Genomic DNA, 23,020 nt, shown 5'->3' on the forward strand with positions numbered 1-23,020 from the left:
CACTATAAAAATCTGCTAAATCTGCGGGAGTAATTTTTTCACGCAGATTTGGCAGATTTTTTTTTATTTTCTTAAAAAGCGAATTCTTCAACCGAAGATAAAGCCTTTGGCAAAGCATTTTCAGCAAAATCAGGGATTGCGGTTCCTTCAACTCTGAAAGTCGTAACATCTGTCATGCCTAAAAAACCAAATACAGTTCGTAAATACGACTCCGAGAAATCGTAACTTTTCATTGGTCCTTCAGAGAAAATAGCTCCGGAAGCAATCGATAAATACACTTTTTTATTGGTTACTAATCCTTTCGGACCTTCGGCACCATAACTAAAAGTCTTCCCTGCACGTGCAATTTGGTCAATCCATCCTTTTAAAACAGCCGGAATTCCAAAGTTGTATAAAGGAACACCAATTACAATAATATCCGATTCTAGTAGATTTTTTATCGCTTCATCAGAATATTTAATTGCTGCAGTTTGTTCTGCTGTATGCGTTTCTGTTGGAGCATAAATAGCACTAATATGTGAATCAGTTAAATATGGTAAAGGCGTTTTCGTAAGATCTAATGTGTGAATTTGACTTTCAGGATTTAGCAATGCCAATTTTTCGATAACCGCATTAGATAATTTTGTACTAAATGATTTTTCTCCATTTGTACTTGTTATTATTTTTAGAATTTTCTGACTCATAATTTTTTTTAGTATTATTTGTTTACTATGCAAACTTATTTACATTTGCTATACATTTTATAGTACTATCCTCGAGGATAGCGCTATCATTGAGTATAGTAAAGTAATACTTATGAAAACAAAAGCCGAAATAACAAAAGAAATGAGCTGTGAGCCGGAAGGATGTCTGGCCGCATTATTACCAGTAAGAGATGCATTAGAAGTTCTAAGCGGAAGATGGAAATTGCCTATTTTGATTGCATTATCAAACAGGCCAAAACGATTCAAAGAGATTTCTAAAGATATCAACGGAATTACAGATAAAATGCTTTCTAAAGAGCTGAAAGATCTGGAAATGAACAAACTCGTTACCAGAACGGTTTATGATACTTTTCCGCCAACCGTTGAATACGCAAGAACAGAACATAGCCATACTTTGTATAATGTCATTGGAGCTCTGAATGAATGGGGAACTTTACATCGAAAAGAAATTATTGGCAAATAAGTAATTGTTAAATAAGTAATTAAGAGGAAAAAGATTAAATTTGGTTACCCAAATTTATTAATCCTATTAAATACTTATGAAAAAAAACTTACAGGTCCGAATTAAAAAAAGGCGACAATTACTGCATTTATTTTGTGTTTTCATTTTATTGATGACCTCAAAATCCTACAGTCAGTACATTACACAAAATCTTGCTCCTACAGCAGTTATCAAAGAAGGACTTTCGCTGGAACAATCTTTTGACGGAAGAATTTTCATTGCAGAAAGAGGCGGTATTGTAAAAGTTTTTCAGAACAATGCTGTTTCTACCGTTTTTACCGTAAATACCGTTACAGACAATGAACAAGGTCTACTTGGTTTGACTTTGCATCCAGATTTCGCTACAAACGGTTATATTTATGTTTTTTATTCAATCAACGACGGAACTGTAATCAGACATCGTATCGAAAGAATTAAAATCGATAATGCCAATCAGGTAGTCAGCAGACAGGAAATTTTACTTTTAGAACCTATTGGCGGTGGTTTTCATAACGGAGGTGATTTAAAATTCTTTAACGGTTTTCTTTATGTAACTGTTGGTGACAGCCAGCAGAATACCAATTCTCAGGATTTGGACACATACAAAGGAAAAATCCTCAGACTTACAGAAAATGGACAGCCTGCACCGGGAAATCCATTTTATGGAAGCGGTTCTTTACAAAGACAGAGCATCTGGGTATATGGTTTTAGAAATCCGTGGAGACTGGTTCCGAACATAAAAGCCAATAAATTATTTGTTTTGGACGTGGGAACTTCTTGGGAAGAAATAAACGAAATCAGCAATCCGGCCATTCGTAATTATGCATGGGGACATCCACAAGGAGGTGACGGAAAGCAGACAGAAACCAATTTATTTACCAATCCGATATTCACGTACGGAACAGGAACTATTGGTAATGCATTGACCAATGGTGTATTATATAATCCTGATACACCTCGTTATCCTAATCTTGAGGGCAAATTTATTATCAAGGATTTTGTTCGAAATGCCATACGCTCTTTTGACCCAAATATTGCTGATCCCGTTTCTACTGAATTTTATTCGGCTCCACAACAGCAGGCTCTCGGAATGATGCTGGGCAATGATGGCTATATTTATTATTGCGCATACGGAAACAATGGTGCGCTTATTAAACTTGATTACATTGCAACTGCTGCTCCTACTATCGTAAATCATCCACTTTCCCAATCCATAATGGAAACAAAACCTGTAACATTTACCGTTTCTGCCAGTGGTGTTGGGCTTACTTATCAATGGCAGTATAACAATGCAAATATTAACGGTGCAACTTCCGCTAGTTATACAATTCCAAATGTGACCGCTGCAAATGCAGGGAATTATCGAGTTATTGTGACAAATACAGCAGGAAATGTAACCAGCAATAATGCAGTTTTGACAGTAACACCTTTTACGAATGCACCAACAGTTTCTATACTTTCTCCTTTGCCTTCTTTGAAATGGAATGCTGAAGATATTGTCTATTTTGAAGCAACGGCATCAGATATTGAAGACGGCACATTGCCTGCAAGCGCTTTTTCATGGAGTATGGATCTTTTTCACGAAGATATTCCGGGAGCCGGACATTCGCACCCAGGTGCAAGTCCACAAGGTGTAAAATCAGGAAATTTTACAGCATCAAATCAAGGCGAAAAGACACCAAATGTATGGTATCGTTTTACTGTAAAAGTAACAGACAGCAATGGTTTAACAGCTACGGCTTTTGTTGATATCAAACCTAATCTGGTTGATGTTACAGCAGCTTCTTTGCCTGTATCACTTAATTTAGAATTTAATCAAAAAACAGTTACAGCGCCTTCAACAAAACAAGTTGTAGCAAACGCGGCTTTACAGACTTTAAATGCACCAACTCCGCAATATGTTGGAAATATCCGTTATGACTTTGATCACTGGAGTCAGGGAGGAACAGCCAATCAAACTTTTAAAGCTCCAGCAACAGGGACAATAACCTATACCGCTTCTTATACAGCAACTACGCTTCAAAATGCACCTTATCAGGGATTAGTGGCTCAGATTCCTGGAATTATTGAAGCCGAAAATTATGATGTCGGTCCGAGTGCTTTTCTGGATAAAAATGGCGGTGGAGATACTGCATACAGAGCTGGCGACGGTGTTGGAACAGAAGTTTGTAATGAAGGCGGATTTAACCTGTCTTACGTCGCAAAAGATGAATGGCTAAAATATACCGCAAGAGTAAACACTACCGGAACTTATACTATTAATTTAAGAATCTCAACACCTTACAATACCCGAAAATTACATTTGGAAGTTGATGGTGCAAATGTAACGGGTGTTGTGAACATTCCAAATACGGGAGGTTTTCAGGCTTGGCAGACTGTCGCTATTCCAAATATTGCGTTAACGCAGGGCAATCACGTTATTACTTTGTATTTTGATGAAAACGACATCAACGTCAATAAAATGGAATTTATTCTTACAGCAGGCATTGCAGCTCCTATTGCAGATTTTGAGTTTACGCCTCAAATGGGTTGTACAAATACTGCTGTCACTTTTACTTCTGTTTCTGTCGGTACTGTAGATACTTATGCTTGGAATTTTGGCGTAAATGCACAGCCGGCGACAGCCACAGGAATTGGTCCGCATTCTGTTATTTACAGTACAGAAGGTGATAAAGAAGTTTCTTTGACTGTAACTAATTCTGGCGGAAGCAACACTAAAGATATTTCCTATATGGTTCATGATTGCCATCTTGGTGTAGAAAATCCAGATGAATCATCCAATAAAATCATCGTTTTTCCAAATCCGTCTAAAGGAATTTTCCATTTATCTAAAGAATTGGAATGGACGGTGTTTTCTCCTTTGGGAACTAAAATCAAACAAGGCAAAGGGAATCTGATTTCGATCTCTGAACATGCTACAGGAATTTATTTCATCAAAACAAATGAAACCAGCAAAGCGATACCAATCAGCAAACAATAAATTTTAGAAAACAATTATAAACCCGCATAACCAAAAAAAGAATGGTTTTGCGGGTTTGTTTTTTTGCTTCAATCATAAAAAACACTTTATAAAATGAAGTTTAAATTTTGATAAATTATTCGTAATTAAATAATTTATAGTAAATTAGAGTGCCCTTACAATTTCTATTTCTTTAAAATTTTGTCTCAACTATTTTAAACAGCTGAAAAGAATGGAATCAAAAATACCCGAAGGACCGCTTGCCGAAAAATGGAACAATTATAAAGCCAAAGCCAAACTGGTAAATCCGGCGAATCGAAAAAAACTTACCGTGATTGTTGTTGGAACTGGACTTGCAGGTGCTTCATGTGCTGCATCTTTGGCGGAGCAAGGTTATAATATCAAATCTTTTTGTTTTCAGGATTCTGCAAGAAGAGCCCATTCTGTTGCGGCACAAGGCGGTGTAAATGCCGCAAAAAACTACAAAAATGACGGCGACAGTACTTACAGAATGTTTTATGATACCATCAAAGGGGGAGATTTTAGATCTCGTGAAGCAAATGTTTATCGTTTAGCAGAATGTTCTGCTGCGTTGATTGATCATGCTGTAGCCCAAGGCGTGCCTTTCGCAAGAGAATATGCGGGTTATTTAAATAATCGCTCTTTTGGTGGCGTTCAGGTCTCGCGAACATTTTATGCACGCGGTCAAACCGGACAGCAACTTTTACTTGGTGCTTATCAAGGTTTGCTTCGACAAGTTTCGCTTGGAAAAGTTGATTTGCATACCCGACATGAAATGCTGGAACTAGTAGTTATTGACGGAAAAGCAAAAGGCATTATCGCCAGAAATCTTGAAACTGGAAAATTAGAACGTCATGCCGCCGATGCCGTTGTTCTGGCTTCTGGTGGTTACGGAAAAGTATATTATCTTTCAACATTAGCAATGGGCTGTAATAGTTCTGCGATATGGCGAGCGCACAAAAAAGGTGCTTTTATGGCTGGAGTCAGCTGGATTCAGTTTCATCCTACTTCTTTACCACAGCATGGTGAAAATCAATCAAAATTAACTTTGATGTCGGAATCTCTTCGAAATGATGGCCGAATCTGGGTTCCGAAAAAAGCCGCTGACGACCGAAATCCAAATTCAATTCCCGAAGAAGAACGTGATTATTATTTGGAACGAAAATATCCTTCGTTTGGAAACCTGGCTCCCAGAGATATTTCTTCAAGAGCAGCAAAAGAACAGATTGATGCGGGACATGGCGTTGGCCCAATGAAAAATGCTATTTATCTCGATTTTTCTGATGCCATAAAATCACAAGGAAAGGATAAAATCGAAGCCAAATACAGCAATCTTTTTGCGATGTATGAAAAAATTACTGGAATTAATGCTTACAAAGAACCAATGCTTATTTCACCTTCAGCGCATTTTACTATGGGCGGACTTTGGGTTGATTACGAACTAATGACGACAATTCCTGGTTTATTTGCCTTGGGAGAAGCCAATTTTGCCGATCATGGCGCTAATAGACTTGGCGCAAATTCACTACTTCAGGCTTGCGTTGACGGCTATTTTATTGCCCCTTATACGATTCCGAATTATCTTTCTGGAGAATTAAGTGCTCCAAAAATAGATATCGCGCATCCTGCTTTTGAAGAAGCCGAAAAAGCAGTCAGAAGACAATTGGATCGTTTTTTACATACCAACGGAACTCTTTCAGCTGATTATTTTCACAAAAAAATTGGACGTCTTCTTTACGAGAAATGTGGTCTTTCGCGAAGCAGAAAAAAGCTGGAAGAAGCTTTAATCGAAATTCGCGACCTCAAAGCTTCATTTGAAAAAGATCTCAGAATTACTGGTGATAACACTTTAAATAGTGAATTAGAAAAAGCCGGCCGAATTTCCGATTATATTGAATTGGCCGAATTAATGTGCTACGATGCCTTGCAGCGCGAAGAATCCTGCGGTGCTCATTTTAGAGAAGAATATCAAACTGCTGACGGAGAAGCTGTCCGCAACGACGATGAATTTTGTTATGTATCGGCTTGGGAATGGAAAGGCCAAAATAACGAACCAGAGCTTCACAAAGAGCCTTTAACCTTTGAATCGGTAGAACTTGCAGTAAGAAGCTATAAATAAATGGTGAATATTAATTGTGAATTGTTAATTGTAAATTATTAATTCACAATACTCATTCATAATTCATAATTCATAATTTACAATTATATATGAAACTTTATCTAAAAATATGGCGGCAGTTTAACTCTTCATCAAAAGGAGAAACGACAGATTATGAAATTGATGGAGTATCAGAGCATATGTCGTTTCTAGAGATGCTGGATCTTTTGAATGAATCTCTTGTTCAAAAAGGAGAACGCGTTATCGAGTTTGATCATGACTGCAGAGAAGGAATTTGCGGGCAATGCGGTGTGATGATAAACGGAAGAGCTCATGGACCGTTAAAAAACACTACAACCTGCCAACTTCATATGAGAAGTTTTAAAGACGGCGACACGATTTATATTGAACCTTTTCGTGCAAAGGCTTTTCCTGTATTACGCGATTTAAAAATTGATAGAAAAGCATTTGATTTGATTATTGCAGCCGGTGGTTTTATTGGCGCCGCAACGGGTCAGGCGCCAGAAGCAAACAGTATTCCTATTTCCTACGAAACCGCCGAGGCTTCTTTTGATGCTGCCGCTTGTATTGGTTGTGGAGCCTGTGTTGCCAGTTGCAAAAATGCCAGTGCAGCTTTGTTTACGGGCGCAAAAATTACACATCTTGCTTTGCTTCCACAAGGTCAAATTGAAGCTTCAAAGAGAGTTTTAACGATGGTTCAGCAAATGGATGCATTAGGTTTTGGTAATTGTTCAGATACAAGAGCTTGTGAAATTGAATGTCCGCAAGGTATTTCGGTACTTTCAATTGCAAAAATGAATTATGAGTATAGTAAAGCGATTCTTCTTAGAAAATAAATCTTATTTAAATTAAAAATGTTTCACGCAGATTTTAAGCTGATTAGAGCATATTAAACAAATTTTATTTAACTCTAAATCTGCGTGATCTGCAAAATCTGTGTGAAACAAAAGTGTCGTTTTCTAAACCGCAAAATACGGCGTCAAAATATCTTCAAAGTTATAAAGTCCTTTTTGTTTGTCTTTTAAATTTTCGGCTACGAAAATAACTCCGTTTCCAAAAGCTTCTCTCGAAATGGACTCGTGAATTAATCTGACGGTTTGAAATGGAAAACCAAAAATAACTTCGTGTTTTCCAACAATTCCTCCTGCTCTCACCGAATTGATATTTTCTTTTTCAACCTCCAAAGCTTCAGCTATTTTTATTGCCGTTCCCGATGTCCCTTGTTTCGTTTTAAAATGTTCTTCGTTAACTTCAATATCAACCCACGGCGCAATTTTCTTCAAAAATTTGGCAGCAAACAATAAATAATTAACTCCGAGTGTAATATTTGGCGACCAAAATACTGTCGTTTTTTGCGAAAGATTTTTTAGAAATTGCAGTTCCTTGTCTTTATAATGTGATATTGCCGAAATAATTTTGACCTTCTTTTTGGCCGCTGTTTCTCCGTATGTATAAATTCCTTCATTTGACGAAAAGTCAATTATGGCATCAACCGGATGATTTTCAAGCAGTTCTTCGATTGAGGTTTTGGAACTGGAATAAATTAATCCGGGTTCGTTTGACTCCATACCAAAAAATTCAGGAACAGATCTGTGTTCCAAAACACTACTTTGTCTTAAAACCCATTCGAGTGAGAATTTTTTATTTTCAAGTAATATTGAAGCCACTGATTTTCCGGTTTTCCCGAATCCGATTAATCCTATTTTCATACTTTTTTATGTTTTTTGGACGAAATGTCCGTTAGCAGAAATTGGCATTTTATTGAAACTAATGCCGACTAAAAATGATAATTAATAAAACTGTTAATTATCTTCTTTTGCTAAAATAGGAAAAATATCACGGGAATCCCATTAAAATCCCTCGTATGTAACCACAAAAAAAATGCTTAATAAGAATAATATTGCTAAATTAATTTGTTGCCTAAAATTCATTTTTTCATTATTGTTTTCTAAAAGTCGTCTTTTTTAGCAATCTCTAAATCGCAGGCAGGATAAGCCTTACATAATTATATTTCTGTTATTTCTTTAAAAATTAAGAGTAAAAAAAGTGATTTTGAAGTGTACAACTAAACATATTTTCAGTAGTTTTATCTCGTGATTGTCCCAAACAAAATCATCATATAATGGCCTACAATACAAATGAGTTAATGCGTTTTTTAGACGCACAAAATAAATTGTACCTATCAGCGCTGGCTGAAATTAAAAAAGGTAAAAAAGAATCACCGTGGATGTGGTTTGTGTTTCCGCAAATAAAAGGATCAGGATCGTGTGATACTTCAAAATTCTATGAAATTAAAAATGCAGATGAAGCAATTGCCTTTTTGGAACATCCCATTTTAGGAAAACATCTCATTGAAATTACTTCAGAATTAATTAAAACTGAAGAAAAAACAGCCGAAGAAATATTTGGCACTCCTGATCATGAAAAACTTCAATCGTGTCTGACTTTATTTGCCAGCGTACAAAATACTGAGCCTGTATTTCAGGAAGCGCTTCATAAATACTTTAACGGATCAACCGATTTTCACACGTTGCAATTATTGTACAGTAACTTATAATTCCAAAAAAAAATAAAGATTAAAAAAGTTTGTGAATGCGCCCCAAAATTCACAAATTTTCAAGCCTGTTTCTATTATGAAATGGGCTTATATTCTAGATTATATTTATTCATCTTTAATCTATTACTTTCATCTTAACCTTAACATTTTCTGCTTTCAATTTAATGGGATCAAAAATCCAAATTTGATTTTCATCAGATAACTCAATTTGCTTTTCGGAATTAATATTATCTAACCCTTCTATTTGTTTTTTATTAAAAACATTTATAGGGTACAATTTTTTAATTGTTCCTCTTAGTATTTCCAAAAGCTTATCTTCCCATATTCTTTCTTGTTCGGGTACTTTTAAAATGCTAGAGAAAATATAAGTCTTAATTCTTACTTCTCCATTTTCAAATAAAGTTTTATCATCTGAATAAGCATATGCATAATCAATTTTTAACTTCTCAGAAACCATTTTAATAATTTGAACTGCTTTGTCTAGACTTTTAGAATCTTCATAAGGCCAACTAAAATACATATCAATTCTATTTACAACATATTCATTTGAAAAAATAGAAAAACCTGATTTGTATTTATGGTCATTTGAATGCACTGTAAAACCAAAAAGATTTTTAAATCCCTTTCTTTCAATTTTATTTTTTAAAGATTTTTCACCTATAAAACCATCACCTTTTGAAATTCCATATCCAGAACCTGAAATATCGTACTTTAATTTTGAATACTTACACAAATTATTTGCAATGCTTATCAATAATTCTGTCGCATTCTTCTTTTCTTCTTCTGAGTATTCTTTTTTTCCTATATTTAAAAATACTCTCAAATAATTCTTTTCAAATTTTTTCATTATTTAAAAAAAATCTTTTACTTATCTAGACTATCTTATTAATGGTAATTGTTCTTTTAAACGTTCCCAGCTACCTTTTTTTAAATATCGTGGAAGCAACATAACTTCTTTTAATTTTTTTAATTCATACAAAGCTGTTAAGTCACTACTTTCATCTTCTATTGTTATTGATAATCTTAAATATTTCAACTGTTCCAATAATTTTAATGGAGTAATACTTTTAATACCTTTTCCTGTTCCACTCATTTTTCCATGGTCAACAGCGAGTTCTTGTAAGTTTATTAAAGTAGAAATTGGAGTTAAATCATAAAGATTATTTATTTCATAAATATACAGAGTTTTCAAATTTTTCATATTTCTTACAAAATCTATATTTTGGATTCTTGTCATATTTGCAAGTATCAAAACTTCAATAGATTTGAGAGAAGACAAGTCTGGAATTTCTTCTTGTCGATTAACACTTATTTGTAGGTATTTTAAATTTGGTAATGTTGAAAAAACTGAAATACGTTCTTTATCAATGTCATTGACACAAATAGCTTCAATTTTTTCATTTCCAATCAAAGAAGAAAAATTTGTATACGTTTTTTTAATTTTTTTAGGTGGAGTAGATAAACTTAGAACTCGCGTATCATTATCTACTTTAGATAAATCATAGATTTCAGAAACATTTCCTTCTAAAACGCCTAAATGAGCTATTTCTCCATATGGTGCTTTTTCTTCTAATAAATAATTATCCCAATTCATAACTAATTAAATTTATTCTCAGTTACAAATATCTCTATATAAAACAATTAGAATATTCGACATCAGTTATAAATATATCAAAATAAGACAGAATTTCATCAACCTAAAACCGCATCTTCTGAATTCTTACCGCATTTAAAATCGCCAACAAAGCCACACCAACATCTGCAAAAACAGCTTCCCACATAGTTGCTAGTCCGCCAGCACCTAGAATTAAAACAAAAGCTTTTACAACAAAAGCCAGCGTAATATTTTGCCAGACAATTTTTTTGGTTTGTTTTCCAATGTTGATTGCCATTGCAATTTTACTTGGTTTATCATCTTGAATTACAATATCTGCGGTTTCAATAGTGGCATCGCTTCCTAAACCTCCCATGGCGATTCCAACTGTGCTGAGTGCAATTACAGGCGCGTCGTTAACACCATCGCCAACAAATGCGACTGTTTCGTTTTTGTCTTTTATTTCGTTTACTTTATTGACTTTATCTTCGGGAAGTAAATCTCCAAACGAATTTGTAATTCCGAGTTTATCAGCAATAAATTGAACTACATTAGTTTTATCGCCACTTAGCATTGTTAGTTTTACACCTAAAGATTTTAGTTTTGAAACCGTTTCTTTCGCATCTTCCTTAATTTCGTCTGCAATCGTTAAATATCCAGCAAATTTTCCTTCGTAAGCAATCGCAATTGTGGTATAAATTATTGCTGACGGATCAATATTGTACGGAATATTGAATTTATCTAGAAGCTTAAAGTTTCCAACGTACAATTCTTTTCCTTTATAAGAAGCTTTTAATCCGTGTCCGGAAATTTCTTCAATATCTTTTAATTCAACCGAAGAATCAATTGGTCCGACATGATTATGAATTGCAGTTGCCACAGGATGTGTACTTCGGCTTTCTAAGGCATTTACAATTTTCAGAATTTCTTCTTTATCAAATTCCGGTTTTATAATAACTTCCTGAACTTTAAAAACGCCTTTTGTCATCGTTCCGGTTTTGTCTACTACAACATTTTGAATCGTTGAAATACTATCAAGAAAATTACTTCCTTTAAACAGAATTCCGTTTTTGCTTGCAGCACCGATTCCTCCAAAATAACCAAGCGGAATACTGATAACCAGCGCACAAGGACAAGAAATCACTAAGAAAACCAATGCTCTATACAACCAATCGCTAAAAACATAATGGTCTACAAAAAGCATTGGCAACAGACAAATTGCGATTGCCAGATACACCACAATTGGCGTATAAATTTTAGCAAATTTTCTGATGAATAATTCGGCTGGAGCTTTTTTGGTTGTGGCGTTTTGTACCAATTCTAGAATTTTAGACAATTTACTGTCGTTGTAAGCAGTTGTCACTTTTACTTCTGCAATCGTATTTCCGTTTATCATTCCGGCAAGAACGGTTTCACCTTTCTTTTTGGTGTCAGGTTTACTTTCTCCCGTTAAAGCAGCTGTATTAAACGAAGCAGAATCTGATAATAATTCGCCATCCAAACCTAATTTTTCACCCGCTTTTAGCTGAATAATCGTTCCAATCTGAACATCCTTAGCTTTTACTTTTGTAGCGGTATTATTTTGAAGAATATTCACTTCGTCTGGACGCTGATCTAAAAGGCTTTTAATACTCGATTTGGCTCTTTTAACCGCCATTCCCTGAAAGGTTTCTCCAATCGTATAAAACAACATCACGGCAACACCTTCCGGATATTCGCCAATCGCAAACGCTCCAATTGTGGCAAGACACATTAGGAAAAATTCGGAGAAAACATCGCCTTTTATAATACTTTCGTAAGCTTCTCTCAAAACAGGAAGTCCAACCGGAAGATACGCAATGGCATACCAAGCAATTCTAACATATCCCGTAAACCAGCTTTGCGGAAAATAATTATCAAAACCAATTCCGATAATCAATAATACAAAGGAAATTATGGACGGCATAAATAGTTTAAAAAGACCACCCTCAGTATTGTGATCATGATCATGACCTCCGTGATCGTGTCCATCATTTTCTAAATGTATTGGTTCATCGTGCGAGCAACAGCAGGAAGGTTTGGGCTTACTTTTTGTATTTTTTACTTCTTGATCTTGATGTATCATTTTTTGAGTTTCAAGTTTCAGGTTTTAGTAGCACCGAAACTTTGTTTAAATAATGTTCTAAATTTAAGCATTTTGTAGCAAAGTTTATAGCCGTAAAGGCACTAAGACACAAAGTTTTTAAGGTTGAAAGGAGTTAATCTCGCAAAGGCGCGAAGCCGCAAAGTTTTTCAATTGAATTGCCTCAAGCTTTAGCTGGAGGATTATAATAAAAACAAAGAAGGCTTTAGCCTAAAATCGCAAGTTTGGCTATAGCCAATCACAATCTTATTAAGCAGCTAAAGCTGGAGGCAACTCAAATTAATCTTATAAAATCTATAGAAAAAAACTTAGCAACTTAGCATCTTAGACCTTAGAACCTTTAAAAATCAATGCTCATGTTCTCCTCCACCTTTCATTGCTGAAAGCAGATAAAAAGCGCCTTTCGTTACAATTTTAGCATTCACAGGAATATCATTTACAAACTTAACTTCTGTAAAACCTAAATCTGTTGTTCCAGGAACCACTTCTATAGCTTTAAAATGAACTTCCTGTTCATGAACTTCTTCTTTTTCGCCAGCTGCATGATTATGTTTTTGCTCCTTTTTTTCATTCTCTTGCATAAATACAAAATATTTGTCTGCGTTTTTAACTACAGCGTCTTTTGGCAACACAGGAAGAGTAGCATTAGTAATATTTATATTCGCCGAAACATACATTCCCGGAATTAAACCTTTTGCATCAGCAGGGTCAATTCTAGCATGAACAGCGACGGTTTTACTTTCATTAGAAAATGATTTATTGACTCCGAAAATCTTTCCTTTAATCGATTTATTCGACTGATTTGTTAATACAAAATCAATTACCTGACCAATAGAAATCGAACCTAAATCTTTCTCATAAACGTTTAAATCCAAATGCATCTGACTATTATCAACCACTTCAAAAAGTGAAACTCCTGTGTTCGCAAAAGCGCCTTTAGCAATATTGATTTTTCCAACATAACCATTTATTGGTGAAACAATTGGCACTACTGATGTTGTTCCTTTTGTACTTACATGCAAAGCATCAAGTTTATTTTTTGCTGCCTGTGCGCGCGCTCTTTCTGCGGCTAATTTTGCTTTTACTTCCTGAAAAGTCTTTCTCGGATTTACATTTTCATCACTTAAAGTTTTCTGACGATTGTATTCCAATTGCAAATATTCCACATTAGCTGTAGCAGAATGGTAATCTTCCTGCATTTCAATTACTTCCAGATTTTGAATTGTGGCCAAAACTTTTCCTTTATTGACAAAAGTTCCTTCCAAAACATAAATATCTTTTACCGTTCCGCCAATTAAAGTCGAAATCTCAGCCGAGTTTTGAGGAGGAACTGTTGTATAGCCATTCGCTTTGATGATTTTATTCAGATTTCGATCTTCGACAATTCCGGTTTCAATTCCGACTGTTTTGTATTGAGAAGTGGTTAAAACAACTTCTGTAGTTGATTTTTCTTCTTCCTGTGGTTCTTCAGTCTTTTTTTCATTGCAACTTGTTAGCGTAACCGCAAAGAACGCAAAGGTTGCGCAAAAGACACTAAGTTTTATTCCTTTGCGAACTTTGCGTTTTGTCTTTGCGTTCTTTGCGGTTAAATCTGCGGTTAAATAACTAGATATATTTTTCATTTTAATTATTTTTGATGATTGGGAATTGAAGTTCGATTGCACTTTGATTGTAGCTGTGCGTAGCCTCTGCAAATTGTTTTTTAATATCAATTGCCTGATTTAAAAAACTGATATACGACCAATAACTCATATCGCCATTTGCGTAACTTTTCTGTGCCGTTTCAATAATCTGATTGGCGTATTGCGAACCTTCATTCTGAAAATACGCTAAATTTTTCTGCTGCTTTTCGAAATTGTTCTGCAATTCATCTCTTTGCAGATTCAATATCATTTTATTTTTGTCTAAAGTCAATTGTGATTGCAAAATACTGATTTCTGCCGCTTTGGCTTTAGTCGTATTCACACCTCCAAAAAGTGGAATCTGTAATCCTGCTGTAAAACCCTGAAAAAGAGATTCTGTATTAATGGTTTGAGCAAAATATCCTAAACCAACTTTTGGTGTTCTTAACGCTTTAAATGTTTGCGCTTCTTTTTGATAAACTGAAATCTGCTGTTGATACAAATCTGTCACTAAAGTTTCTGCCTTTGTGTTTTGCTGATTTTCTATGAAAGTATATTGCAATGCTGTATTTTGGTCCGGAACAATATTTTCATTTGTCTGAATAAAAAATTGCAATTGTTTCTGATAAATCGCCAAATCATATTCTAATTGAGCTTTCTGCGTTTCAATTTCTTTTACTTTGGCTTTTGCACTAATCACCTCAATATTTCCGCTTTCTCCGGTTTTAAAACGAAGTTCAGCATTCTTAAGGAATTTGGTATAAATCTCATTCAGCTCAGCATTCAATTTCTGAATTGAAAGGCCGTACAAATATTGATAATACGCCAAAGTCACGGCTTTTTCAATTTCGTAAGAAGACAAAGCTTTTCGTTTTTCAGCCAATTTTGCCAATTCTTCCTGTAATTGCCGGTTGGCTTTTGTAATATTTCCTAAAGGAAAAAATTGTTGTACTGAAACGTTATGATCATAATCGGCACTATTGAATTGACCTCCCTGATATTGCACCTGAAGCGGATCTGGCTGAAAAGCAGCTTTTTTCAAAACCGTTTGTTTTTCGATTTCTTTATCCGCGATTTTCAGGTCGATATTGTTTGATTTAGCTAGTTCTATTGCTTTTTCAAGGCTTATGGATTGCTGTGCTGAAATAGTGGAACTTACCAGTAGGAACATGCTTAATAGCATGGTTTTATTTGCCAACAAAAACTTATTTAACCGCAAAGTTCGCAAAGGAAGCGCGAAGTTCGCAAAGGTTATTTTTCTTAAATTATATAGTAACTTTTTCATTTTCTTTTAAAATTTCTTAGTGTACTTCACGTAAATCTTTGCGCTCTTTGCGGTTCAATCCACGTTCTAACATTAAATAAAAAATCGGCAAAACGATCAAGGTCAATAACGTAGCTGAAATTAATCCCCCGATAACTACAGTTGCTAATGGTTTTTGTACTTCTGCCCCACCGCTTGTTGACAATGCCATTGGCAAAAATCCTAATGAAGCTACAGAAGCTGTCATTAAAACCGGTCTTAATCTTGTTTTGGTTCCGATTAAAACACGTTGCAATGGATCTAAAATTCCTTCTGTTTTTAATTGATTGAAATACGAAATCAGCACGATTCCATTTAAAACCGCAATTCCGAATAAAGCAATAAAACCAATTCCAGCAGAGATGCTGAATGGCATTCCTCGCAATGACAAAGCAAAAACACCTCCAATGGCTGATAACGGAATGGCGCTAAAAATCAACAGCGCTTGTTTTACACTTTTGAAAGTAAAATAAAGTAAAACTAAAATCAATCCCAAAGCAATTGGCAACGCGACAGAAAGTCTTTTTGAAGCCTCAATTAAATTCTCAAATTGGCCGCCGTATGTTACATAATAACCTGTGGGAAGTTTAAAATTTTTATCGAGTTTCGACTGGATTTCTTCAACCACACTTTTTATATCTCTTCCTCTAACATTAAGCCCGACTGTAATTCTTCGTTTTCCGTCTTCACGGATAACCTGCACTGGACCTTGTTCGTATTCGACCGAAGCCACTTGAGAAAGTGGTACTTGTTGGCCATTTGGAAGCGGAATAAATAAATTACTTACATCTGTAATATCACCTCGATTGTCTTCATTCATTCTCACGACAACATCAAATCTTTTACTTTCTTCATAGATCTTTCCGGCGCTTTCACCAGCAAATGACGAACGAATAATTTGATTGATATCCGAAATATTCAATCCGTAAAGGGCAATTTTATTGTAATCGTATTTAATCGTAATTTGGGGCAATCCTGTGACTTTATCTGCTTTTAAATCGCCTATTCCGTCAATATTTTTGATTTTCGAAATCAATTCTGTTGCTTTCGAATCCAGAACATCTAAATCATCTCCAAAAATTTTAATGGCAATATCAGATCGGCTTCCCGTCATTAATTCGTTAAAACGCATTTGAATAGGTTGCGAGATCTCAATATTGGCGCCAGGAATTACTTCCATTTCTTCTTTCATAGCGTTTGCCAATTCTTCCCAATTATGATATTTGCCTTTCCATTCTTTTTTGTCTTTTAAAACGATAATCAAATCACCGCTTTCAATTGGCATTGGATCGGTTGGGATTTCGCCGCTTCCTATTTTGGTTACAATAGTTTCGATTTCAGGAAACTTAGCCTTTAAAATCTGTTCCAATTTTGTAGCGGTTTCAACCATCTGCGTAAGCGAACTTCCGGTCATAATTGTGGCATTTATGGCTAGATCACCTTCTTCAATTGTTGGAATAAATTCGCCTCCCATATTTTGGAAAATAATAAATGCCAAAGCGAACAATCCTAAAGCGATAGAAAGAACTACTTTTTTAAATTCCAAAGCTTTATTTAACAAAGGCGTATATTTATTTTCTAACCAAGCAATCATTCGATCACTGATGTTTTTTTTATGATCTGTTTTTCTAGATAAAAACAAAGCGCTCATCATTGGAATATAAGTCAGCGAAAGAATAAACGCCCCAATAATGGCAAAACCAACTGTCATTGCCATTGGTCTGAACATTTTTCCTTCGGTTCCAATTAAAGCTAGAATTGGCAGATAAACGATTAAAATGATTATTTCTCCAAAAGCTGCGCTATTTCTGATTTTTGAAGCCGAATTATATACTTCGGAATCCATTTCTTCCTGCGTTAATTCTTTTTTGCTTTTCAATTTGTGAAGATGATGCATTGTAGCTTCGACAATGATTACAGCGCCATCGACAATAATCCCAAAATCTATTGCGCCTAAACTCATCAAATTCCCGCTTACGCCAAAAGCATTCATCAGAATAACAGCAAACAACATCGCCAAAGGAATAACCGAAGCGACTATTAATCCGGCACGAAGATTTCCTAAGAACAAAATCAGTACAAAAATGACAATTAAAGCGCCTTCTAATAAATTCTTTGCAACAGTTTTGATTGAATTATCCACGAGTTTTCCTCTGTCTATAAAGGCTTCGGCAACAACTCCTTCCGGAAGACTTTTATTAATCTGAGCCATTTTTTCATGAACACGGTTTACAACAGCACTGGAGTTTTCTCCTTTCAGCATTAAAACCATTCCTGAAACAATTTCGCCTTTTCCGTCTTTTGTAGAAGCGCCATATCGCAATGCCACTCCTTCACGCACCTCAGCTACATTACGCACTAAAACTGGTGAACCATTTCGGTTTTTTACCACAACATTCTCAAGATCTTGAATGCCTTTCGCCATTCCTACTCCGCGAATAAAATAGGTGTATTGATCTTTTTCAATATAAGCGCCTCCTGTATTTTGGTTATTTTTTTCTAAAGCATCAAAAATTTCGGTAATAGTAACGCCTAAACTATTGAGCATATTAGGGTTTACGGCGATTTCGTATTGTTTTAGTTTTCCGCCCCATGCACTTACCTCAGCTACACCACGAACGCCCTGCAGTTGCGGAATAATAATCCAATCCTGAATTGTTCGCAGTTCGATGGCGCTGTATTTGTTTTCATAGCCTTTTTTGGCATAAACATCATATTGGTAAATTTCGCCTAAACCTGTAGAAATAGGTGCTAATTCGGGAGAATTTACATAATCCGGAATATTTTCTTCGGCTTGTTTTAAGCGCTGAAATATCTGTTCACGAGCCCAGTAAATGTCTACATCGTCTTCAAAAACAACAGTCACAACTGATAATCCGAAACGGGAGATACTGCGGAGTTCGATTACATTCGGAACTGTTTTTACAGCTCTTTCTAACGGATAAGTAATTAATTGTTCTACTTCCTGACTTGCTAAAGTCGGCGCCGTAGTGATAATCTGCACTTGATTATTGGTCACGTCTGGCAAAGCATCAAGTGGCAATTTTTTAAGCGAATAACTTCCCCATGCAATGAGCACGAGGGTAAATAATAGTATAACGAATTTGTTCTTTATACTAAATTGAATGATTTTATCTAGCATTTGAATAATATAATGATATGAGAAATTAGGCAAATTATTGCCCGAAATGTGCGGAAAGTCCGCAACTCTCTAACCTGATCCTAATTTAAATTAGGTAAGGCATCATTATGCTATCTGAGGGGGTTGCCAAATACTTCCATAGAAATTGGAAGCAAAAACAGAATTATAACTTGGTAAAGGAATTGAAATAAGATGATTTTCTGAAGGAAACTCAAAAACTGCAACATTTTGATAATTTAATACCTGCGCTCCACAGCAGTTGCAGGCACAAAATGGTGAGCATAAATCGTTGTCTTTGTCATGAGAATGATTTGCTTCAGAAGAAAACTGAGCTGTTTTATGAGCAGCACTATTCACTTCCATATCTGCACAAGGCATACTTGAAAGTGCTATCAAATAAATTGACAATAATACTGTAATCCATTTCATAGTGTAAAAATACTATTATTTTTTAAAAATATAAATTATTGACACTGATAAATATAAAAAACTACAAGCCTGCTTTTAACAACTCGTAACTTATTTTTGAAATGAATTAATACTTTCTAAAAATATTTTGCAAGAGGTAAGAAAATTTCGTTAACTTTAACATTAATTAACACATTATTAAGCCTTAAGCATAATTTCAAAAAAACCTACAAACAGTATAGCAAATAAAAAGATTACCCATCATTATTAGGACATATTTATTTTTCGCAGTTTATTAATTAACATTAAAACACTCAAATCAATGAAATGTAAAACATTAATATCAGCCTTTTTATTATTATTTAGCATACAGATTTTCGGGCAGGTTTACACCGACAAAATTGTAGGAAAAAAAAATGAAGAATTAAAAGACAGTCTAGCTGTCGAAAAATACCCTTATGCTTTGCCCATCTGGGGTGAAAAAGTAGCCCAAAAAGGATATAAACTTCCATACTCTGCCGGAGTTTCTGTTAATTATTTTTGGCAGGAATCTGAAATCATAATTAATAATCTGGAAGTTGGATTTAATCACGGTCCGCTTTATAATTTAGACGAAATCGTACGATTTGATAAATCTACTGTAGAAGCTGGCGCTTTGACCGTTAGACCTGATATTTGGTTGCTTCCCTTCTTAAATATTTATGGAATTTTTGGAAAAGCTAATACTTCCACAAAAATTAATGCCGGTATTTGGGTTCCAGATGCTGATAATAACTGGTCTGAAATTGCAAATTTCAGCACCAAAGCAAATTTCGATGCTACGACTTTTGGTATTGGTATGACGCCAACAATTGGTATTGGCGGAGGCTGGCTGGCACTTGATATGAATATGGCCTGGACTGATATCAGTTCGCTTGATAAACCTGCGTTTTCTTATGTTTTTGGACCGAGATTAGGAAAAACATTTAAATTCAATAAACCGGAACAAAATATTGCAGTTTGGGTTGGAGGTTTCAGAGTTCATGTCTCTGGAGATACTAATGGAGATTTGCCTTTGTCTGATTTTATTGATTTAAGCAGCGCTCAGGCTAAAGTAGATAGCGGACTTCAGAAAGTATCGGAAAATCAAACGAAAGTAGATAACTGGTGGGACAGTTTAAGCCCGGCTGAACAAAAAAATCCGGTTAATATCGCGAAACATAATACCGCAGACAGAGCTTTAGAAAGAGCAGGAACTTTCTTGGCAACTCTAGACGGAGCATTGAGCACAGCCGGAGATTCATCTGTACAATATTCGCTCCAAAAAAGACCAAAAGATATGTGGAACTTTATTGTTGGGTCGCAATTTCAATTCAATAAACATTTTATGTTTCGTGCAGAATGTGGCTTCTTAGCAAGCCGTACTCAAGTATTGGGAAGTCTTCAATATCGTTTTGGACTGTAATTCATCCATTTTATGAAAAAGATTTTATTAATCCTCTTCATTTTCTTCAGCATTTCATCAGCACGGTCACAAGTTTTAATTTCCTTAATTTTTGGAGATAAACTTAACTCTGAGTTTTTGGAATTTGGTTTAGAAGGTGGCGTGAATTTTTCTACGATTTCAAACATGGAATCTTCCGGAACGAATCCTGGTTTTAATCTTGGATTTTATTTTGACCTTCGATCAAGGAAAAATCCTGCCTGGATGATTAATACTGGTGTAATCGTAAAATCACCAATGGGCGCACAGGGAATTCCGGTTTATCCTACGGGCGATGTTAATTTAGACAATGCTTTTGTTGGAGGAAGTGTGAATCGCGAAATTCGTTATTTTAATGTTCCGATTTTAATTAAATATCAATTCAAAAACAATATTTATGTTAAAGCCGGACCTCAATTTGGTCTGTTGGCGAAAGCCTTTGATGAATTCAAAACTGAATATGAAAAAGATGATGTAATCTACAAAAGAAATATTCGCGATCAAATTCATGTTATTGATGCCGGACTTGCAGCAGGAGTTGGCTATCATTTAAATGTTGGCAACGGACTAAATTTTACTGTTCAATACTATTATGGTCTTGTAACTGTAATGAAAGGTGACGGACCAAATAATCAATTCAACAGATCTTGGTATATTACGGCTGGATTACCAATTGGAAAAGGAAAAGCGGCTAAAAAAAGAGCCGCAGAAGAAGCCGAATTAAATAAGGTTATTCTTCCTGAAGATGAGAAGCCCAAAAACTAAATCAAGGCTTATTTATTGAAGTAATAAAATGAAGTATTTCCTGAGTGTTTAAAATGAAATCCGGATTTGTGTATAAAATAGCGTTATTAGGCATAAAAGGCATTTCGGCTGAAAGAGGATTTTGAACCGCAATTATTCCGCCTGCTGCTTTAATTGCTTTTAAACCTTCTGTTCCGTCTGAATTAGAACCCGATAATAAAATGGCGATTAAAGAAGACCCATAAATTTCTGCCGCCGATTCAAAAGAAACGTCAATACTCGGACGGCTGTAGTTTATTTTTTCTGAAGTATCTAATGCAAAAAAACCTTCTTTTTCAAATAGTAGATGATAATTGGATGGTGCTATGTATATAAAACCCGGCAAAAGCGGTGTTTTATCTTCTACAGGCATTACTTTTACATTTGATTTCAGTGTAATTAAATTTTCCAAAGTCTGATCGTCAGTACTTTTTCGATGAAGAACAATGACTATAGCAAAATTATTGAGCTTAGTCAATTCTGGCAAGATCTGCATTAAAGCATTCAGACTTCCCGCAGATCCTCCAATAATTACTACTTTACAATCTGATATTATTTTATTTTCCTCCATATTTTATCTTTATCCAATTGTTTGTATTTATTTGGAGCAATAGAATATTTTATAGTTTCTTTAGTTCCTAGGGCTAAAAACCCGAAAACAGCCAAACTTTCATCAAATAAATTAATTACACGTTTTTGCAAATCGGCATCAAAATAAATCAAAACATTTCGGCACAAAATCATATCAAATTCATTGAATGAAGTATCTGAAACGAGATTGTGTTGCGAAAAAACCATCTTCTCTGCCAAATCGCTATTAAATTTTGCGATTCCATAATTGGCCGTATAATAACTTGAAAAATCCTCCTGACCTCCCGCATCACGATAGTTTTGCGAATACTCTTTCATCATTCGGAGCGGAAAAATTCCTTTTTTGGCAGTTTCTAAAACCGTTGCATTTATATCAGTTGCGTAAATTAAAGATTTATGAAGAAGTCCGGCTTCTTTGAGCATAATTGCCATCGAATACACTTCTTCGCCTGTAGAACAGCCGGCATGCCATAATCTTATAAAAGGTTTTGTTCCCAATAAGGGCAGAATTTGGTTTCGCAAAACATTATAAAATGCGGGGTCGCGAAACATCTCGGTTACATTTACCGTAATTTCGTCAACCATTCTTTTATAATATTCCGGATCAGAACGGACTCTTGAAAGAAATTCATGAAAATGCGTGAAGCCATCCAAATGAAAAATTCGATTGACACGCCTTTTTAACGAAGCTCTGGAATAACTCCCAAAATCAAAACCATAATACTCAAAAACCTCATTGATTAGCGTTTCTAACTCAATATCCTCAATCATAATCCATTTAAATTTTGCTTAAAATCAGCAGTAACTTATCAACATCGACCGGTTTTGAGATATAATCATCTGCACCGGCTTGTAAACATTTTTCTTTATCGCCCGTCATTGCCTGGGCGGTTACCGCAATTACAAAAATAGATGCTCTTGACGGAATTGCTTTTATTAGCGGAATTGCATCATAACCATCCATTTCGGGCATCATCATATCTAATAAAACCACGTCAACCTTTTCATCCGATTTTAATAACTTTAAAGCATCTTCAGCACTTGTACAAGACAAACAATCGTATGATCTGACACGCAAAGTATGTTCTAATGCGAAGATATTTCTGGAATCGTCATCTACAATTAAAAGTCGTTTTTTACTCATATTTCTCT

At 35.2% G+C, this 23,020-nt stretch carries 19 protein-coding genes; 7 read left to right on the forward strand and 12 right to left on the reverse strand.

Annotation, left to right across the window (positions count from 1 at the left end; all coding sequences use genetic code 11):
- Positions 1–71: 71 nt before the first annotated feature.
- Positions 72–683 (reverse strand): FMN-dependent NADH-azoreductase, encoded by a 612-nt coding sequence (locus ACWA1B_RS06320; RefSeq protein WP_456905160.1) that lies wholly within the window; start codon positions 681–683, stop codon positions 72–74.
- Positions 684–795: 112 nt separating this feature from the next.
- On the opposite strand from ACWA1B_RS06320, the gene ACWA1B_RS06325 reads away from it, so the two are divergent.
- From ACWA1B_RS06325 to ACWA1B_RS06340, 4 genes are all read left to right on the forward strand, one after another.
- Positions 796–1,167: a winged helix-turn-helix transcriptional regulator gene (locus tag ACWA1B_RS06325; protein ID WP_456905162.1), complete on the forward strand. Its 372-nt coding sequence runs from the start codon at positions 796–798 to the stop codon at positions 1,165–1,167.
- A 76-nt stretch (positions 1,168–1,243) separates the two neighbouring features.
- Complete coding sequence (locus ACWA1B_RS06330) at positions 1,244–4,165, forward strand: PQQ-dependent sugar dehydrogenase (RefSeq protein WP_456905164.1); 2,922 nt, start codon at positions 1,244–1,246, stop codon at positions 4,163–4,165.
- 211 nt (positions 4,166–4,376) lie between these two features.
- Positions 4,377–6,284: a fumarate reductase/succinate dehydrogenase flavoprotein subunit gene (locus ACWA1B_RS06335; RefSeq protein ID WP_456905166.1), complete on the forward strand. Its 1,908-nt coding sequence runs from the start codon at positions 4,377–4,379 to the stop codon at positions 6,282–6,284.
- Between the two features lie 89 nt (positions 6,285–6,373).
- Positions 6,374–7,120, forward strand: coding sequence for a succinate dehydrogenase/fumarate reductase iron-sulfur subunit (locus ACWA1B_RS06340; RefSeq protein WP_456905168.1), 747 nt, complete (start codon positions 6,374–6,376; stop codon positions 7,118–7,120).
- Positions 7,121–7,243: 123 nt separating this feature from the next.
- Here ACWA1B_RS06340 and ACWA1B_RS06345 read toward each other — a convergent pair whose 3' ends face one another.
- Positions 7,244–7,993 (reverse strand): 4-hydroxy-tetrahydrodipicolinate reductase, encoded by a 750-nt coding sequence (locus tag ACWA1B_RS06345; protein ID WP_456905170.1) that lies wholly within the window; start codon positions 7,991–7,993, stop codon positions 7,244–7,246.
- A 413-nt stretch (positions 7,994–8,406) separates the two neighbouring features.
- Between ACWA1B_RS06345 and ACWA1B_RS06350 the strand changes: the two genes are divergently transcribed.
- On the forward strand, positions 8,407–8,841 hold the full coding sequence (locus ACWA1B_RS06350) for a DUF1810 domain-containing protein (RefSeq protein ID WP_456905172.1): 435 nt from the start codon (positions 8,407–8,409) through the stop codon (positions 8,839–8,841).
- Positions 8,842–8,956: 115 nt separating this feature from the next.
- On the opposite strand, the gene ACWA1B_RS06355 is transcribed toward ACWA1B_RS06350, so the two are convergent.
- The 7 genes from ACWA1B_RS06355 to ACWA1B_RS06385 form a co-directional block, all read right to left on the reverse strand.
- Positions 8,957–9,688, reverse strand: coding sequence for a hypothetical protein (locus ACWA1B_RS06355; protein WP_456905174.1), 732 nt, complete (start codon positions 9,686–9,688; stop codon positions 8,957–8,959).
- Between the two features lie 30 nt (positions 9,689–9,718).
- Entirely contained in the window at positions 9,719–10,435 is a 717-nt protein-coding gene (locus ACWA1B_RS06360) for a leucine-rich repeat domain-containing protein (protein WP_456905176.1), read from the reverse strand.
- A gap of 103 nt (positions 10,436–10,538) precedes the next feature.
- Entirely contained in the window at positions 10,539–12,539 is a 2,001-nt protein-coding gene (locus ACWA1B_RS06365; protein WP_456905177.1) for a heavy metal translocating P-type ATPase, read from the reverse strand.
- Positions 12,540–12,904: 365 nt separating this feature from the next.
- Complete coding sequence (locus ACWA1B_RS06370; RefSeq protein ID WP_456905179.1) at positions 12,905–14,179, reverse strand: efflux RND transporter periplasmic adaptor subunit; 1,275 nt, start codon at positions 14,177–14,179, stop codon at positions 12,905–12,907.
- A 1-nt stretch (position 14,180) separates the two neighbouring features.
- A complete protein-coding gene (locus ACWA1B_RS06375) occupies positions 14,181–15,464 on the reverse strand; it encodes a TolC family protein (protein ID WP_456905181.1) in 1,284 nt (427 codons plus the stop codon).
- A gap of 16 nt (positions 15,465–15,480) precedes the next feature.
- A complete protein-coding gene (locus ACWA1B_RS06380) occupies positions 15,481–18,624 on the reverse strand; it encodes an efflux RND transporter permease subunit (protein ID WP_456905183.1) in 3,144 nt (1,047 codons plus the stop codon).
- Positions 18,625–18,729: 105 nt separating this feature from the next.
- Entirely contained in the window at positions 18,730–19,053 is a 324-nt protein-coding gene (locus ACWA1B_RS06385; protein ID WP_035644632.1) for a DUF6660 family protein, read from the reverse strand.
- A 301-nt stretch (positions 19,054–19,354) separates the two neighbouring features.
- On the opposite strand from ACWA1B_RS06385, the gene ACWA1B_RS06390 reads away from it, so the two are divergent.
- Both ACWA1B_RS06390 and ACWA1B_RS06395 read left to right on the forward strand, forming a co-directional pair.
- Complete coding sequence (locus tag ACWA1B_RS06390) at positions 19,355–20,476, forward strand: hypothetical protein (protein WP_456905185.1); 1,122 nt, start codon at positions 19,355–19,357, stop codon at positions 20,474–20,476.
- 12 nt (positions 20,477–20,488) lie between these two features.
- Positions 20,489–21,259, forward strand: coding sequence for a porin family protein (locus ACWA1B_RS06395; protein ID WP_456905187.1), 771 nt, complete (start codon positions 20,489–20,491; stop codon positions 21,257–21,259).
- 1 nt (position 21,260) lies between these two features.
- Here ACWA1B_RS06395 and ACWA1B_RS06400 read toward each other — a convergent pair whose 3' ends face one another.
- Genes ACWA1B_RS06400 through ACWA1B_RS06410 form a run of 3 tightly spaced genes read right to left on the reverse strand, consistent with a single transcriptional unit; the run spans position 21,261 to position 23,012 of the window.
- Complete coding sequence (locus ACWA1B_RS06400; protein WP_456905189.1) at positions 21,261–21,848, reverse strand: chemotaxis protein CheB; 588 nt, start codon at positions 21,846–21,848, stop codon at positions 21,261–21,263.
- The gene (locus ACWA1B_RS06405; RefSeq protein WP_456905191.1) at positions 21,830–22,639 is read right to left on the reverse strand and encodes a CheR family methyltransferase; all 810 of its coding nucleotides are present in this window, start codon (positions 22,637–22,639) and stop codon (positions 21,830–21,832) included. Before ACWA1B_RS06405 ends, ACWA1B_RS06400 begins: the two co-directional genes overlap by 19 nt.
- A 7-nt stretch (positions 22,640–22,646) precedes the next feature.
- Positions 22,647–23,012 (reverse strand): response regulator, encoded by a 366-nt coding sequence (locus ACWA1B_RS06410; RefSeq protein ID WP_456905193.1) that lies wholly within the window; start codon positions 23,010–23,012, stop codon positions 22,647–22,649.
- Positions 23,013–23,020: the final 8 nt, after the last annotated feature.

It is taken from the genome of Flavobacterium xizangense, from assembly GCF_054075145.1.

What these genes read in the sequence shown, in the direction of transcription:
- ACWA1B_RS06320 (WP_456905160.1), bottom strand. Translation starts at nt 683, where the DNA reads ATGAGTCAGAAAATTCTAAAAATAATAACAAGTACAAATGGAGAAAAA.
- ACWA1B_RS06325 (WP_456905162.1), top strand. Translation starts at nt 796, where the DNA reads ATGAAAACAAAAGCCGAAATAACAAAAGAAATGAGCTGTGAGCCGGAA.
- ACWA1B_RS06330 (WP_456905164.1), top strand. Translation starts at nt 1,244, where the DNA reads ATGAAAAAAAACTTACAGGTCCGAATTAAAAAAAGGCGACAATTACTG.
- ACWA1B_RS06335 (WP_456905166.1), top strand. Translation starts at nt 4,377, where the DNA reads ATGGAATCAAAAATACCCGAAGGACCGCTTGCCGAAAAATGGAACAAT.
- ACWA1B_RS06340 (WP_456905168.1), top strand. Translation starts at nt 6,374, where the DNA reads ATGAAACTTTATCTAAAAATATGGCGGCAGTTTAACTCTTCATCAAAA.
- ACWA1B_RS06345 (WP_456905170.1), bottom strand. Translation starts at nt 7,993, where the DNA reads ATGAAAATAGGATTAATCGGATTCGGGAAAACCGGAAAATCAGTGGCT.
- ACWA1B_RS06350 (WP_456905172.1), top strand. Translation starts at nt 8,407, where the DNA reads ATGGCCTACAATACAAATGAGTTAATGCGTTTTTTAGACGCACAAAAT.
- ACWA1B_RS06355 (WP_456905174.1), bottom strand. Translation starts at nt 9,688, where the DNA reads ATGAAAAAATTTGAAAAGAATTATTTGAGAGTATTTTTAAATATAGGA.
- ACWA1B_RS06360 (WP_456905176.1), bottom strand. Translation starts at nt 10,435, where the DNA reads ATGAATTGGGATAATTATTTATTAGAAGAAAAAGCACCATATGGAGAA.
- ACWA1B_RS06365 (WP_456905177.1), bottom strand. Translation starts at nt 12,539, where the DNA reads ATGATACATCAAGATCAAGAAGTAAAAAATACAAAAAGTAAGCCCAAA.
- ACWA1B_RS06370 (WP_456905179.1), bottom strand. Translation starts at nt 14,179, where the DNA reads ATGAAAAATATATCTAGTTATTTAACCGCAGATTTAACCGCAAAGAAC.
- ACWA1B_RS06375 (WP_456905181.1), bottom strand. Translation starts at nt 15,464, where the DNA reads ATGAAAAAGTTACTATATAATTTAAGAAAAATAACCTTTGCGAACTTC.
- ACWA1B_RS06380 (WP_456905183.1), bottom strand. Translation starts at nt 18,624, where the DNA reads ATGCTAGATAAAATCATTCAATTTAGTATAAAGAACAAATTCGTTATA.
- ACWA1B_RS06385 (WP_035644632.1), bottom strand. Translation starts at nt 19,053, where the DNA reads ATGAAATGGATTACAGTATTATTGTCAATTTATTTGATAGCACTTTCA.
- ACWA1B_RS06390 (WP_456905185.1), top strand. Translation starts at nt 19,355, where the DNA reads ATGAAATGTAAAACATTAATATCAGCCTTTTTATTATTATTTAGCATA.
- ACWA1B_RS06395 (WP_456905187.1), top strand. Translation starts at nt 20,489, where the DNA reads ATGAAAAAGATTTTATTAATCCTCTTCATTTTCTTCAGCATTTCATCA.
- ACWA1B_RS06400 (WP_456905189.1), bottom strand. Translation starts at nt 21,848, where the DNA reads ATGGAGGAAAATAAAATAATATCAGATTGTAAAGTAGTAATTATTGGA.
- ACWA1B_RS06405 (WP_456905191.1), bottom strand. Translation starts at nt 22,639, where the DNA reads ATGATTGAGGATATTGAGTTAGAAACGCTAATCAATGAGGTTTTTGAG.
- ACWA1B_RS06410 (WP_456905193.1), bottom strand. Translation starts at nt 23,012, where the DNA reads ATGAGTAAAAAACGACTTTTAATTGTAGATGACGATTCCAGAAATATC.